This window comes from Brevibacillus sp. B_LB10_24, assembly GCF_046036945.1.
Lineage (GTDB): Bacteria > Bacillota > Bacilli > Brevibacillales > Brevibacillaceae > Brevibacillus_C.
Window position 1 is genome coordinate 441416 of record NZ_JBJQOQ010000001.1, and the last position, 14027, is coordinate 455442.

Below are 14027 nucleotides of genomic sequence, written 5' to 3' on the forward strand. Positions count from 1 at the left end.
TTCCCGACGCCTCCGTACTGCGGGGGCGTTTTTTCTTAATACCTGTACCTCCACTGGCGAACGGCGAGCATCAGCAAAAAGAAGACGACAACTTGCCCGAAAAGCGGGTACAATAAAGTGAGCAGACTGGAAAATCCAACAAAACTGATCAGGTAACTGATCCCCAGAATGCCGAGCAGAACGAGCGAAGGGGAGACGGTGACCCATCGGTTCATTTGCTGGGCAAGTCCGAAGACGTTGGCGACCAAGGAAGAGAATACCTCGGCGTATACGAGCAGGGCGAAGGCAATGGAGATGCCTTTTCCCACACCGGACAGCATGTAGATATTGGGCATTTCCGCCAGCAGAACGTTGGGCAGGTGCACTTGCATGGAACAGTAGGACAAAAAAAGCAAAAGGCCGATGCCGAGCCCGCCGAGCACCCCGCCGATAATCAAGGGGCGCTCGCTTTTGCTTTCCTTGCCGATTGGGACGAGTACGGCTTGGGTGAGGCAAACGTTGAGCGCTACATAATACAAGGGAGATTTTAACCAGATCCACGGTTTGATCACCTCGAGGATGACGGAATCTCCTTCGGATAATCGCCATGGCTGGTTGTAGAGAAAGACAAACAGTGTAAACAAGATAAGGGTGGGGACGAACAGGCTGTTAACCGAGTGGATGCCTTTTAATCCATTGGCAGCAACCAGGAAAATGCAGGCCATGCTAAACCAAATGCCAATCTGTGCGGAAACCTGGAAGGTTTCGACGAAGACGGCACCGCTGGCCGCCAGCAAAACGGAGGTCGTTCCGAGCATGACGGCGATCAGGATGATGTTGAAGAGGGTGCCGAGCGCCCTTCCGAACAGATACGTGCTGATCTGATGATAGGAGTTAGCCTGCAGACGGTGGGCGATCAACATCACCTGCACACCGCTCCAGGCAAAGAGCAAGGATGCCAGAAAGATGCCGATCAGTCCCTGCGTGCCGTATTGCACGAAAAACTCGATAATCTCCCGTCCTGATGCAAAGCCGGCGCCGACCACTGTTCCGATGTAGGTAAAAGCAATTTGCAAGCCTTGTTTCCATGTGCTTGGCATGTTTGGCCTCCTGCCTCTTGTCCCTTATTACTCCCATCTTATGACCAGGCATCACCAATCATGCGTTTTACCCAGATTGAGCAGATGAAACCCAGAAAGGAGAGAAGAAGATGTTTCCAAATGTACTGGAGGTAGCCAGACAGTTGATCCGCGAGCGGGTCAGTCCGGGCGAGACCGTCATTGATGCGACGATGGGCAACGGCAACGATACCTTGTTTCTCGCCCAACTTGTCGGTGATGAGGGCCTGGTTATCGCTTATGACATCCAGCAAGAGGCAGTCGAAAAGACGAGGCTGCGGCTGGAGCGTGAAGGGGTACTGGCGCGTGTCCAGCTTCACAGGGAAAGTCATGAACAGATCAGCGAGGTTGAAGTGAAGGTAGGGGCCGTCATGTTTAATCTCGGATATCTCCCAGGGGGAGACAAGAGCGTGACAACGGAAGCAAAGAGCACCATCCGGGCCATCGGAGCCGGCTTGGAGGCACTCCGTTCCGGCGGCATCATGACCGTCGTCGTCTATTGGGGGCATGAGGCCGGAAAAGGAGAAAAAGAAGCCGTGGAAAACTACTGCCGGACGCTGGATCAAACCAAGTTCCTCGTCCTGCGATACCAATATGTAAACCAGCAAAACCAAGCCCCCTTCCTGCTGGCGATCGAAAGTCGGGAGGCGTAGCCTTCATTTCGGCCAAAAAATAGGCACTCTTTTGCTATGCATGCAACATACCTTGTAACAAGCAGGCAATATTCCTTCTATCTTTGGTGCAAGAGGGGAATCAATGTGAAAAACATCGGTGTTATGCTCGATTGGAAGGTGCTGAAGCTGGCTTTGGCGGGAAAGCAGACGTACGAACGGCTTAGCTACTATAAGCTGTTAGGCGAAAAATTAGGACTTGAGCCTATTTTTTATCATCCCCGCCAGGTCAACTTGAAAACCAGGGAAGTAAGAGGACTTGTCCTCGTAAGAGGTAGGTTGGTTAGCAAAAGGGTTAAAATTCCAAGAGTGATGCATAACCGCGTTTTGGAAGGAAACCCACTTACGAAGCAAATGATCCGCAAGCTAGGGACGATCGGGCGGGTGTATAACGGCCTCATCGTCCGGAACAAGTTAAGTGTTCACAGACTGTTATTCAGCAATTCCGCCTTGCGCCCCCATCTTCCAATCTCCAGATCATACACATGGGATGGACTCATGGATCTTCTCGGCCAGTACCAGGTTGTCTACCTGAAACCGGTCATTGGTTCGGTCGGCCAAGGAGTCGTTCGGATAGAACGGAGCGGCTCTGTATATCTTTGGACGTCTTCATCCATTCAGCAGAAACCGTTCCTCCGCAGCGGTTTGCGCCAGCAGGCGAGAAAATGGGTGGGCAACCGCAGATTTCTTATCCAGCAAGGGATAAAATTGGCGCATTACAAGGATAGAACGTTTGACATTCGGGTATCGATACAGAAAAATGGGAAGCGCTTGTGGTCCGTTTCGGGAATGGTAGCCAAGCTGGCAAACCGATATAATAAACTCAGCAACCTGGCGCAGGGAGGAAGTGCTGAAAAGCTCGACACGGTCCTGCTTTCCATGTTTTCTGAGGCAGAAGTCAGGAAGATCAAGCTCGATATCGCCAGAGTTGGCATTCTCATCGCCAAACAGCTTGAATTGAAGAACCCGTCACTCGCCGATATTGGTATTGACATGGGCATTGACTCCCAAGGAAAACCTTACATGATTGAGGTAAACGTACGGGATCAGCGTTATTCTTTCTTTAAAGCAGGTGAGTTGGGTATGTTCAGAAAGACGTACCAAACCCCTTTAGAGTACGGGAAAAGCTTGTTAGAGGGCAGGCTGCTCTCACAGCCGCTTTTGCATGTGGATTCATTGGAGGATGACGTAAGCCCTTCACTGTGGGAAGGGGAAACATGACAGGCAGGTTAGGCAAAAACGGCAGGGGAGCAATGCCCCTGCCGTTTTGAACGGTTCGAAGATTTCGGCCAGTTCTGCCAGTTGATTAACTCTCCCGGAAGTACCGGTACAGGATCGCCAGGATCGCCCGCCGGGTGAGGATGCCGAGGAAGACGCCTTGATCGTCTTCAATGCAAACGTACGGATGGTTAATGGAAAGCTCAAGCGCCCGCATAAAATTTTCCTGCTGTCTGATTCGCGGGATTTTAGGGTTCATCACTTCCTCAACTTTATGTTCATGCAGCGTTTCATATTCAATTCGCTCAATGCCAAGTATGGATTCCATAATCAGGGTTGTACTAATTTGTCCGTGGATTTTGTAATCGAGATCGAGCACCGGTACAGCAGAGTAGCCGGATTTAATCAACACCAAAAGGGCGTGTTCCAGAGAATTTCCCAGCTGTACATGAGCTACTTTTGATGCTGGAATCATGAGTTCACTAATTTCATGTTCAAGCAACCGGCTGAATTGTGGATGATTCACAACTTTCACTTCCTTTGCAACCAAATTAGCTCCCGCTTCATCATACGTTGTATGCGTAGGTTTGTAAAGGGTAAGAGCCCTAAAAACAGCCTGAATTGAAAGGGCTTTCAAATGGCGAGACAAAAGTATGCCCGGCTGACGCCAGGCGACGGATCAAGGTATGAAAGTCCCGTCAGGACGAGGATGCATTCAGGTTTGATAGGAACGCACTGTTGACGTTTGCCGCTTGTCCCGCTTTTGTTTCCGCTGGAGCCAAAATGCGATGGAGGTGTGCTGAAACAGGAAGATGCTGGCCGGGACGGTAACCAAAAACATGGCTGCGACCAACACCGGCGTCGACCAAGGCAGGCGGTAGATGACGTAACTCTCCAGCAAAAACAGAATCATCGGGTGGACTAAATACAGCGCCATATTGTACTTGGCCAGCTTGGCGAGCCATCCGCTGATGACAGGCAGCTTCCCAAGGTGTGCCAGAAAGGGGTAGGATGCCAGGATAAAACTGGTCGTATAGATCAGGTAGAGCGGACTGAAGATGTTGAGTCCTTCCTCATAGCTGATATAGCTTGTCAGGTAACTCCCGGCAATAACGGCCGTAAGTCCAATGAACAGCAGCAAAGCAACGTATCGGAAGCGGTGTACCCATATCCGCCACTTGTCGATGTTCAGCCCGGCATAACAGCCAAGAAGAAAGTAAAAGAGGTACATAAACGCGTAATTTTGACCGTAGCTGTAGATCTGCTGCAGAAAAGACATCAAAGCGGATGCATTCCAGTCAATAGGTACGCCCGGCGTGACAAATACGTACCGGTAACAGGCGTACAGGACTGCCTGAACGGCGAAGACGATCAGCACGTGAACAAAGCGCAGCCTTTGTTCGATCAACCGCTTGAAAAGCATGAACAAAATGTTCAACTGCAGGTACAAAGGGATATAGTACAAATGGTAAAATGCGCTCCCTGTCAGTACGCTCTTCAAAAATTCGGGAACGACAATCTCCGGCTGCAAGGTCTGAAAGCGGACACAGGTGTAGATTCCTGTCCAAATCAGGTACGGAACCAGTACATTGATCCAACGCTTCCGCCAAAATTTGCGCCAATCCACTTCCCGGTTGGCGTACCAGTAGAACATCAGCAAACCCGTGCCAAAAATAAAGAGAGAACGGCCAAACCGCAACAAAATGATGGAGAGGGCCTGTGCATCGTAATTTCCCGGAAAGTCCTGGCTCGCTGCAATGAAAAAACCGAGGATGTGAATAACCAAAACCGTGAAGGCACCGAAGACAAATAGTCCATTTACATCTGTAAAAGAGCCTCTGCGGTTCTGTTCCATGGATCCTCCCCCCTTCTGAGATGGATATTTCAGCTGTTTGACAGTGAGTCGGCCTGTTTTAATTCCTCGCTCGAGTATCCGTAAAGACCAAGGCGTTCAGTCAGATGTGTGCGTGCTTCTGAAAAGTCTGCAACGGGCAGAGAAAACGGAACTTTTTCAACTGCCCAGAATTTCTCACAAGCAGCTAACAGGTGTTCTTTTGCTTCTGAAAGCGTCACAGATCGGCCGGTCAACTCCGATAGACTGCCGATCGTCGCCGGGTCAATCCAGGGAATCGGTTTGTTCTGAAGCATCTCGGCCAGTCCGGCTTCCCTGTAGAAATTGTCCATCAGCTCTCCGCGTTCAAGCCCGCTTCCTTCTACATTTATGCACAGCTGAAGGATGGAGCCGTGACGGGTGCGACGCTGTGCCATACCGCCCAGCTTCTTTCCGCTGATTGCGAAGTCGTAGTCGCCGGCACAGTAGGAACCAGCCACTTCCCCGATTTCAACCGGGCCGTAACTCTCAAGCCCTGTGCTGATGATCGCTGCCGAGAGGCGAAAGAAGTCGTCGATGGAAATGCGTGTATCGGGCAAGAGAATCGCCACATTCAACACGCCGGCATCAAGCGGGACACACGCTCCACCAGAGGAGCGCAGCACACAGCCAAATCCGCGTTCGGCAGCAAATTTCAGCCCCTGTGACAAATAGGGCAGCCTGGCATCGCGGCGGCCAAGGTAGAGCGCGCGATCGTATATCCATAAGTGAATAATGGGCAGCGCACCCGGTTTGCCGAGGCTGTTGGCCAAGGCTTCATCGAACGCGAGCGGATCGATTGGGTTCGCCGTATGGATACCAGAGTCCATCCAGCGAAAAGGTTGCGAAACGCGAAGGTCAGACAAGGTAATACTCCTTCCGAATTGCCAGCTTGACCGGCAAAAGTCGGATATTATTATACACGTACCCTTATATTTTTTCTAGTTGTGAATTTTTCATAACCAAGAAAAACAGGAAAGCCGCTTCCGAAAAGAAGCGGCTTTTGCGTATTTGCTTATTTCGTAACTTCCTTAAATTGGAAGTTATCGAAATAGGTCATTTTGTCTGGTACATCTTTGGTGGCGTCCTTGTGCAGATAAAGGCCGAGTGATGTTCCATCAATCGAATAATCCTGTTGGCCGAAGACAAATGAATCATTGACGTATATCGAGTAACTGTTCTTTTTAACTGAGATTTTCAGTTTATTGGTGGTTTGCAGTTTGTAGGCGACGGTTGCCAACGTAGTCGTATTCTTGTTCTTTGCATCCTTGACGTGTGAGACGGTGATTGCCTTTTTGCCGATCGTCACCACGTCTGCCTCGCCGTCCTTGCCGTTGAAGAAGAGTCCGCCTAAACCTTCTGTCCCGTCTGCAATAACGTCTACCTGTATTTCATAATTTTCGGGTTTGGCCGATTCGTTCCATTTTAAAGGCAAGAAGTAGTGGTACAGCTTGGATTCATTGGATACGGCTGTTGCCCGGCCGCCAACCACTCCCCAGTTTCCGGTTGCTTCCTTTGTCAGCCAATTGTCGAGGTTCTTGTTGGAAAAGGAATCGCTGATCGAGATCGGTTTTTTCGGATCTTCCGGTTTTGGTTTTGTTGAATCGTCCGGCGGGAAGACGACCTTTGTCTCATCCAACCCGGCACGGTACAACAGGGATGCCGCTTCTGCTCGGGTAATCGGATCCTGAGGCCGGAATGTCCTGTCATCAAAGCCCTTGATCAAGTCGGTTTGGACGGCGATGGCGATGAACGGCTGCAGGTTCGGCGATATCTTGGAATAGTCGCGGAAGCGCGATAAAATCGACAGGTCCGCTTTCTTGCTCTGATCGTACCCCATCAACCGGACGAGGGCGACGGCGATGTCTTCCCGGACAGCGTATTCATCAGGTTTGTACAGGTAAGTCGTACCTGATTTGTAGCCGGTCAAATAATTTTTTGCCAGCTCCACATAGTAAAAGGCCCAGTGGTTGCGGTCCACATCTTTAAATGTCTGTTTGACTGAACTGGACTTTTTGATCTCGATATCTGCTGCTGCGATCATGATTTTGGCAAATTCCGCACGGGTGATTTTATTGTTGGGGCGGAAGGTGCCATCGGTGTACCCCTGGATAATCCCTTTTTCGGCCATGGCAGAGATGGCTTCATATGCCCAATGGTTGCGCGGCACGTCTTTGAATGTTGTTGCAGCCTGTGCCTGCGCAAGCGGCATCATGGCAAACAGCAACAAGCCGGCGAGAAAAAATAACGCTAGTTTACGCATGGTTCCCTCCTTGAATGTGGTTGATTTGCTCCTTTAGACGTCGTCGGACGAGGGAAAGTTGCAAGTCCCAGAAAAAATAGACTATGGTAAAATTTACCCAACACAATATTCCAATTTCAGCCGCTGCTAATGCTGCTTCTAGGTGTCCAGCTGGTAATTGTGGTATAATGTCTTGATGTGAACCCATTAACAATCATTTTGAGGTGATAGATCATGACAACATCGGGGAGTTCGACACCGGACTTAAAATCCGCCCAAAAGTCGAATAGCAAGAAAGATTACTCGATCTATTTTCAGCCTCCTTCCTTAAAAGAGGCGAAGAAACGCGGCAAGGAAGAGATTGCCGTCCACTACAACTTCTCGATTCCAGAGGATATGGAAGGGATCGGAAAGGGCAAGCGTTACCTGGTCCGTACGTACGGATGCCAGATGAACGAGCACGACAGCGAGACGATCTCCGGCATTTTGGAACAGATGGGATATGCTCCTGCCAACGATGAGGCAGAGGCTGACATCGTTCTGTTCAACACCTGTGCCATTCGCGAGAACGCCGAGGATAAGGTGTTTGGCGAATTGGGCCACATGAAACGGATGAAGCACAACAACCCCAACCTGATTCTCGGTGTCTGCGGATGCATGTCCCAGGAGGAGAGCGTCGTAAACAAGATCCTGAAGAGCTACCAGCACGTGGATCTCATTTTTGGGACGCATAACATCCACCGTTTGCCGCATTTGCTGCGGGACGCGATGTTCAGCAAGGAAATGGTCGTCGAGGTGTGGTCCAAAGAGGGAGACATCATCGAGAATATGCCAAAGCTTCGCGAGGGCAGCATCAAGGCGTGGGTCAATATCATGTACGGCTGTGACAAATTCTGCACCTACTGCATCGTGCCGTATACACGCGGGAAAGAGCGGAGCCGCCGTCCGGATGACGTCATCGCCGAAGTGCGGGAATTGGCGCGGCAGGGCTTTAAAGAGATTATGCTGCTCGGGCAAAACGTCAACGCCTACGGCAAGGATTTTGAGGACATCACCTACGGCTTTGGCGATTTGCTCGACGATCTGCATAAGATCGACATCCCGCGGATCCGCTTTACCACCAGCCACCCGCGCGACTTTGACGACCATCTGATCGAAGTGCTGGCCAAAGGCGGCAATCTGGTAGAGCAGATTCACCTGCCGGTGCAGTCAGGCAGCACAGAGGTCCTGAAAAAAATGGCCCGGAAGTACAGCAGGGAGCATTATCTTGAGCTGGTGCGAAAGATTAAAGCCGCCATTCCGCATGCTGCTTTGACGACAGACATCATCGTCGGGTTCCCAGGTGAGACGGACGAACAGTTCGAAGAGACGCTCTCCCTGGTGGAAGAAGTAGGCTATGACTCTGCCTATACGTTTATCTATTCCCCTCGCGAAGGGACGCCTGCGGCGGTCATGGAGGACAACGTTCCGCCTGAAGTGAAAAAACAACGCCTGCAGCGCTTGATGGATCTGCAAAATCGCATCAGTCTGGAAAAAAATCTCGCCCTGCAAGGCGAAGTAGTGGAACTGCTCGTCGAAGGGGAAAGCAAAACGAACCCCGATGTCCTGTCCGGCCGTACCCGCACAGGCAAGCTCGTCCACTTTACAGGCGACAAATCCATGATAGGCCAGTTTGTGCACGTGCGTATCACGGAAGCGAAGACGTGGACGCTGCACGGTGAAATCGTAACCAAGGTAGGAGTGTAGGATGATGGAACAAAACCAAGTGATTACGGATAAAGATATCTTAGCGAGGGCGCGTGAATTGGCTGCGATGATTTCCCGGTCGAAGGAAGTTGACTTCTACAAGCGGGCGGAGCAGCAGATCAAGCATAATGAGCGGGTGCAGGAGTTGATCAGCCAGCTCAAGCGGAAACAGAAGGAACTCGTGATGTTTGAGTCGATGAACAATCAGGAGCTGGCCAAGAAGGTAGAGGCGGAGTACAACCAACTGCATGACGAATTGGACAGTATCCCGATCGTCGCCGAGTTTAAGCAATCGCAAATCGATGTGAACGATTTGCTGCAGATGGTGACAAACGTCATCACAAACACAGTGTCTGAGCGGATTATCCTGGACACCGGCGGCAATCCGTTGACCGGACAGACAGGGGGAGGGCCGGAGCGCAAGGACTCGGACAGCTGCTGCGGCTGCTGACGGGCTTGTAGCCTTCGGCAACGGCCATCGTCGCAAAATGGGCTTTTCAAAACTCGGCATAAGCTTTTCTTGCACCCTAGACGAATGACCTGCATACAAATGTACAGAAACGTTGTATGGAGGAGGTAACGAAATGTCGGGTATAGATAAAGACCTGCAGTGCCGGGAACTCATCGCAAAAGCCGTATGTGGCAAAGGCCAGAAATACTCCACTACGACACAGACCATTTTGCCGTCTCATACACCTTCGACAATTTTGGGATGCTGGCTGATTAACAACAGTTTCCAAGCGGAAAAAGTCGGAGATGCTATTGAAATTACCGGTACTTGTGACGTCAACTTGTGGTATTCGTTCGCTGACAACACGCAGACGGAAGTAAAGAAAGAAACTGTTTCCTATCATGAAACAGTGCCGCTTTCCTACTACGATACGAACTGCCGCGGCGATCTGGAGATCATCGCCCGGGCTGTTGAGCAGCCGAAATGCGTCAAGGCCGAGATTTCCGGCGGGGGTACGGTCACCATCCGTATCGAAATGGAGTACGCGGTGGAAGTCATCGGCGAAACGAAGATGTGTGTCGTCGTCTGCTCCGGCGGTTGTGATGATAAAGACTTTGTCATCGATGATTTTAGCGATAGCAGCGAGGATTATGACGATTTTGAATCGGCCGATGCCCTGTTTGACGATCTCGACTAAAGAGAGGAGAACCACACTCCTCTCTTTTTTGCTTGCTTGCGAGCAGAAAATGCGACCCTCACCGCTTGCTGGGTTCTTGCATAAGATGTAGGCGGAGGGGAGACACAGGATGACAACAGCAAATACAATGTCGATTTTGCTTAACCCCGTGCCGGCGCTTGAACTGTGCCGCGACTATCGCAGGATGATGTCCGTGCTCAAGCTGCACGGAATACCGACGCTCTTGCTCCGGCAGCGCGGACAGGTAGGTGAAGCTGGCAGCAGGCCCCAGCGCAGTTACCTGGTTCACCTGTTTCAGCAACGCGTTCTGGGGTTGGGCATGGCCGAATCCCAGGGTGTGTGGCTTATGGGGCAGGTGGTCAACCCGGAAGAGCTTGCTTTTCTCCCCGCGCAGAAGCGGGAGGGTGCAGAGATCAAGCGGGTCATCGCCTGTGCGATTCGCAGCTTGTATGCTGTAGGGCTGGATTACGGCTCCGTCCTCATCGCTGCCTTGTCGCCGACTCGCATCCGGGTCATGGATGTAGCTCCCGGAATGGAGCGAGGGGAGCCGCTATCATTAGTGTATGCCGAAGCGCTGCGGAATTTCCTGCAACAAGTCGGCGATGAACAGCAGAAGCAGACGGGTGTAACGCTTGGGGCCGACCCCGAATTTGCCCTGCGCAGCAAGACGGGTGAAATGGGGATCGCGTCTGCCTTTTTGGGAAAACACGGCATCGCGGGATGCGATTTCGCTCGGACAGAAAATCGCCTGGAAAATCGCTTTCCGCTGGTCGAGCTGCGCCCCGAGCCCGCTGACGAGCCAGATCTGCTGCTCCGCCATCTCTTTCGGGCCATGCAAATTGCCCGAAGCAAAATAGACGAATCGTGGGAGTGGATTGCCGGCGGCATGCCGTTTCAAGGTTTTCCGATCGGCGGACACATCCATTTCAGCGGCGTTCTCCCGACTTTTCATTTAGCGAGAAAGCTGGATAGTTACCTCAGCTTGCCGCTTAGTTTGGTGGAGGATTCAGGAAGCCGGGAGCGCCGGCCGAAATACGGATTTTTAGGAGATGTGCGAAAACAGCCGTATGGCGGATTTGAATACCGGACGCTGCCGAGCTGGCTGGTCACGCCTCAGATTGCCAGGGGAGTGCTCACTATGGCGAAGCTGGTTGCGGAACAGCAATGGCTATTGTCCAGGATGCCTTCGACAGATCTCGGTGTTCAAATGGCTTATTACAAAGCGGATACCGCTTTTTTGCGCCCAATTGTTCGTGATTTGCTGAAAGAAATGACCTTCCTGCCGATGTATCGGCACTATGAACAGGTGCTGGAACCGTTTTTCCGCTTTCTTACGTCCGGGAAAAGTTGGCCAGCCGGGCAGGATTTTCGCCCGGCCTGGGGACTCTTACCCTCTACATCCCAAAATAACCATGCTATAATAAGGGGCGAGATTGGAAAGCTAGGAGTCGTGTACCAATGACACAATATACGCCGATGATTCAGCAGTATCTGGCGATCAAGCAAGAGTATCCCGATACTTTTTTATTTTTTCGCCTTGGAGATTTTTACGAGTTGTTTTTTGAAGACGCGGTAAAAGCGTCCCGCGAGCTGGAAATTACACTGACTGGCCGCGAAGGCGGGGGGGAGGAGCGAATCCCGATGTGCGGGGTTCCCCACCATTCCGCAGATACATACATAGCTGAGCTGTTAAAAAAAGGGTATAAAGTGGCCGTCTGCGAGCAAGTGGAAGATCCGAAGGCGGCCAAGGGTGTTGTCCGCCGCGAAGTGACGCGAGTGATCACGCCCGGGACGATGATGGAAGGTCAGTGGCTAACCGACAAGGAAAACAACTACATCGTCTCCATCGGCGCAAGCGGCGGCCGGGCAAGCATCGCCGCCTGTGATATGAGTACGGGCGAGATGTACGTCACCACTCCGCGCGCAGATGCAGTCTGGGAAGAGGCGCTGCGGTACCAGCCCAAGGAGCTTGTGCTGTGCGGAGAAGAGATCGCGGAAGGTGTGTTGCACCTGCCGTTCATGAAGCTGGCGCCGGACCAGATTGATTCCGGCCTCGCCGACAGCCAGTACGGCGAACAGGCAGCCGGGCTGGGTGAGTCCCAAAAGCTGGCCATTAGCGCGCTGCTGCAGTATATCGGCACGACGCAAAAGCGGGGACTTTCCCACTTGCGCCAGCTGGAAGTGTATGAAACCGCACAGTTTTTGCAGTTGGACGCTTTTTCCCGGCGCAATCTGGAGTTGACGGAGACGATTCGCGACAAGAGCAAAAAGGGATCGCTGCTCTGGCTGCTCGACCGGACCGAAACAGCGATGGGCGGCCGTCAGCTGCGGCGCTGGATTGAGCGGCCGCTGCTGGATCGCGCGGAGATCGAACGGCGCTTGGATGCCGTCCATCATCTGTACGAAGACTTGCTGCTGGCGTCCGATATCCGCGCCGCGCTTCACGAGGTGTATGACATCGAGCGGCTGACCGGGCGGATTGCGTACGGGAATGCGAACGCCAGGGATCTGGTTCAGCTGCGCGTTTCACTGGAACACATTCCCGAACTGAAAGTGAGGCTCGCCGACAGCGGTTTGCCGGTGCTCTCGGAGCTGGCCGATGGCATGGACGCATGTGACGACCTCGTCAGCCTGCTGCGGCAGGCATTGGTCGAGGATCCGCCGCTCTCTGTACGCGAGGGCGGACTGATCCGCCCGGGGTATGACGCTTACCTGGACAAGCTGCAGCTGGCCAGCAGGGAAGGGAAGGACTGGATCGCCCAGCTGGAACAAGCTGAACGGGAAGCGACCGGCATCCGCTCCCTGAAAGTAGGGTTTAACAAGGTGTTTGGCTATTACATCGAAATCTCCCGCGCCAACCTGTCCCACGTTCCCGAGGGGCGCTATGAGAGAAAACAGACACTGGCCAATGCGGAGCGGTTTATCACGCCGGAGTTAAAAGAGCGGGAAGCGCTCATCCTCGAAGCGGAAGAAAAGATGGTGGAATTGGAGTACCAACTGTTCGTCCAGGTCCGCAGCGAACTGGCGCAGCATGTCGCCAGATTGCAGTCGCTCGCCGAAAAAGTGGCCGCAGTAGACGTGCTGCAGTCCTTCGCCACGGTAAGCTATGAACGCGGCTACGTTCGGCCGCAGATCGTCACAAGCGGCGAATTTGTCGTTCGAGAAGGACGGCATCCGGTCGTGGAAGCCGTTTTGTCCAAGGAAAAGTACGTAGCCAACGACGTCGCCCTCGACCAGGAGCAGCGGCAGGTACTGCTGATAACCGGGCCCAACATGGCGGGGAAAAGCACGTACATGCGGCAGATCGCCCTGATGGCGATCATGGCGCAGATCGGCTGTTTTGTCCCGGCCAAAGAAGCCAGCCTCTCGCTGGTCGACCAGATCTTTACCCGCATCGGCGCGGCTGACGACCTGGTCGGCGGCCACAGCACGTTTATGGTGGAGATGCTGGAGACGAAGCAGGCACTAGTGAAGGCGACGTCCCGCAGTTTAATCCTGCTGGACGAGATCGGCCGAGGCACCTCCACCTATGACGGCATGGCGCTGGCCCAAGCAGTGATTGAGCACATCCACGACCGGATTGGCGCCAAGACGCTGTTTTCCACGCACTACCACGAGCTGACCCAGTTGGCGGAAAGCCTGCCGCGCGTGGTCAACGTCAATGCCAGATGTGAGGAAAGAGACGGAAAGCTGCTGTTCTTGCACAAAATTGCCGAGGGACGCGCTGACAAAAGCTACGGCATCCACGTAGCGGAGCTTGCCGAGATGCCTCGTTCCGTCATTTCCCGGGCCCGGCAGATCCTCCATGAGCTGGAGGCGAAGCAAGTTGCGGCCGCACCGGAGCAGATGACGTTCGACATGCTGTTTGCCGCGGCGGCAGAAGAAAAGCCGGAGCCTGCCATCGATCCGCAAACGGCAGAAGTGCTTGACCAGCTGCGCTCGATCGACATTAACCACCTGACGCCGCTGCAGGCGATGCTGCTGCTGTCAGAGTGGAAGCAAACATTGACTGGAACGTGAGAAGGAGGCGGAGGA

The 14027-nt window shown here is 52.8% G+C and carries 12 protein-coding genes; 7 read left to right on the forward strand and 5 right to left on the reverse strand.

The features are described 5' to 3' along the window. Positions 1-35: 35 nt before the first annotated feature. Positions 36-1079 carry a YkvI family membrane protein gene (locus ACI7RC_RS02235; protein WP_408106576.1) on the reverse strand — a complete coding sequence of 348 codons (1044 nt, stop codon included), beginning with the start codon at positions 1077-1079 and terminating at the stop codon, positions 36-38. A 110-nt stretch (positions 1080-1189) separates the two neighbouring features. Between ACI7RC_RS02235 and mnmM the strand changes: the two genes are divergently transcribed. Next, entirely contained in the window at positions 1190-1750 is a 561-nt protein-coding gene (gene mnmM, locus ACI7RC_RS02240; RefSeq protein ID WP_408106577.1) for a tRNA 5-(aminomethyl)-2-thiouridylate-methyltransferase MnmM, read from the forward strand. A gap of 105 nt (positions 1751-1855) precedes the next feature. Then, positions 1856-2989, forward strand: a complete 1134-nt coding sequence (locus ACI7RC_RS02245; RefSeq protein WP_408106578.1) for a YheC/YheD family endospore coat-associated protein — start codon at positions 1856-1858, stop codon at positions 2987-2989. An 85-nt stretch (positions 2990-3074) separates the two neighbouring features. Here ACI7RC_RS02245 and cbpB read toward each other — a convergent pair whose 3' ends face one another. The 4 genes from cbpB to ACI7RC_RS02265 all read right to left on the reverse strand — a co-directional run bounded on the left by cbpB (position 3075) and on the right by ACI7RC_RS02265 (position 7119). Further along, positions 3075-3512 carry a cyclic-di-AMP-binding protein CbpB gene (cbpB, locus tag ACI7RC_RS02250; protein WP_019119204.1) on the reverse strand — a complete coding sequence of 146 codons (438 nt, stop codon included), beginning with the start codon at positions 3510-3512 and terminating at the stop codon, positions 3075-3077. 189 nt (positions 3513-3701) lie between these two features. Further along, entirely contained in the window at positions 3702-4841 is a 1140-nt protein-coding gene (locus tag ACI7RC_RS02255) for an acyltransferase (RefSeq protein ID WP_408106579.1), read from the reverse strand. Positions 4842-4870: 29 nt separating this feature from the next. Beyond that, the gene (locus ACI7RC_RS02260) at positions 4871-5686 is read right to left on the reverse strand and encodes a lipoate--protein ligase family protein (protein ID WP_408106723.1); all 816 of its coding nucleotides are present in this window, start codon (positions 5684-5686) and stop codon (positions 4871-4873) included. 185 nt (positions 5687-5871) lie between these two features. After that, a complete protein-coding gene (locus tag ACI7RC_RS02265) occupies positions 5872-7119 on the reverse strand; it encodes an S-layer homology domain-containing protein (RefSeq protein ID WP_408106580.1) in 1248 nt (415 codons plus the stop codon). Positions 7120-7332: 213 nt separating this feature from the next. On the opposite strand from ACI7RC_RS02265, the gene miaB reads away from it, so the two are divergent. The 5 genes from miaB to mutS all read left to right on the forward strand — a co-directional run bounded on the left by miaB (position 7333) and on the right by mutS (position 14012). Further along, positions 7333-8844 carry a tRNA (N6-isopentenyl adenosine(37)-C2)-methylthiotransferase MiaB gene (gene miaB / locus ACI7RC_RS02270; RefSeq protein WP_408106581.1) on the forward strand — a complete coding sequence of 504 codons (1512 nt, stop codon included), beginning with the start codon at positions 7333-7335 and terminating at the stop codon, positions 8842-8844. A gap of 4 nt (positions 8845-8848) precedes the next feature. Further along, the gene (locus tag ACI7RC_RS02275) at positions 8849-9295 is read left to right on the forward strand and encodes a YlbF/YmcA family competence regulator (RefSeq protein WP_408106582.1); all 447 of its coding nucleotides are present in this window, start codon (positions 8849-8851) and stop codon (positions 9293-9295) included. A gap of 133 nt (positions 9296-9428) precedes the next feature. Beyond that, positions 9429-9992 (forward strand): outer spore coat protein CotE, encoded by a 564-nt coding sequence (gene cotE, locus ACI7RC_RS02280; RefSeq protein ID WP_408106583.1) that lies wholly within the window; start codon positions 9429-9431, stop codon positions 9990-9992. Positions 9993-10101: 109 nt separating this feature from the next. Then, a complete protein-coding gene (locus ACI7RC_RS02285; RefSeq protein ID WP_408106584.1) occupies positions 10102-11454 on the forward strand; it encodes a putative amidoligase domain-containing protein in 1353 nt (450 codons plus the stop codon). Further along, on the forward strand, positions 11451-14012 hold the full coding sequence (gene mutS / locus ACI7RC_RS02290; RefSeq protein ID WP_408106585.1) for a DNA mismatch repair protein MutS: 2562 nt from the start codon (positions 11451-11453) through the stop codon (positions 14010-14012). Before ACI7RC_RS02285 ends, mutS begins: the two co-directional genes overlap by 4 nt. Positions 14013-14027: the final 15 nt, after the last annotated feature.

What these genes read in the sequence shown, in the direction of transcription:
- ACI7RC_RS02260 (WP_408106723.1), bottom strand. Translation starts at nt 5,686, where the DNA reads ATGGACTCTGGTATCCATACGGCGAACCCAATCGATCCGCTCGCGTTC.
- mnmM (WP_408106577.1), top strand. Translation starts at nt 1,190, where the DNA reads ATGTTTCCAAATGTACTGGAGGTAGCCAGACAGTTGATCCGCGAGCGG.
- ACI7RC_RS02275 (WP_408106582.1), top strand. Translation starts at nt 8,849, where the DNA reads ATGGAACAAAACCAAGTGATTACGGATAAAGATATCTTAGCGAGGGCG.
- cotE (WP_408106583.1), top strand. Translation starts at nt 9,429, where the DNA reads ATGTCGGGTATAGATAAAGACCTGCAGTGCCGGGAACTCATCGCAAAA.
- miaB (WP_408106581.1), top strand. Translation starts at nt 7,333, where the DNA reads ATGACAACATCGGGGAGTTCGACACCGGACTTAAAATCCGCCCAAAAG.
- ACI7RC_RS02285 (WP_408106584.1), top strand. Translation starts at nt 10,102, where the DNA reads ATGACAACAGCAAATACAATGTCGATTTTGCTTAACCCCGTGCCGGCG.
- ACI7RC_RS02255 (WP_408106579.1), bottom strand. Translation starts at nt 4,841, where the DNA reads ATGGAACAGAACCGCAGAGGCTCTTTTACAGATGTAAATGGACTATTT.
- ACI7RC_RS02235 (WP_408106576.1), bottom strand. Translation starts at nt 1,079, where the DNA reads ATGCCAAGCACATGGAAACAAGGCTTGCAAATTGCTTTTACCTACATC.
- mutS (WP_408106585.1), top strand. Translation starts at nt 11,451, where the DNA reads ATGACACAATATACGCCGATGATTCAGCAGTATCTGGCGATCAAGCAA.
- ACI7RC_RS02265 (WP_408106580.1), bottom strand. Translation starts at nt 7,119, where the DNA reads ATGCGTAAACTAGCGTTATTTTTTCTCGCCGGCTTGTTGCTGTTTGCC.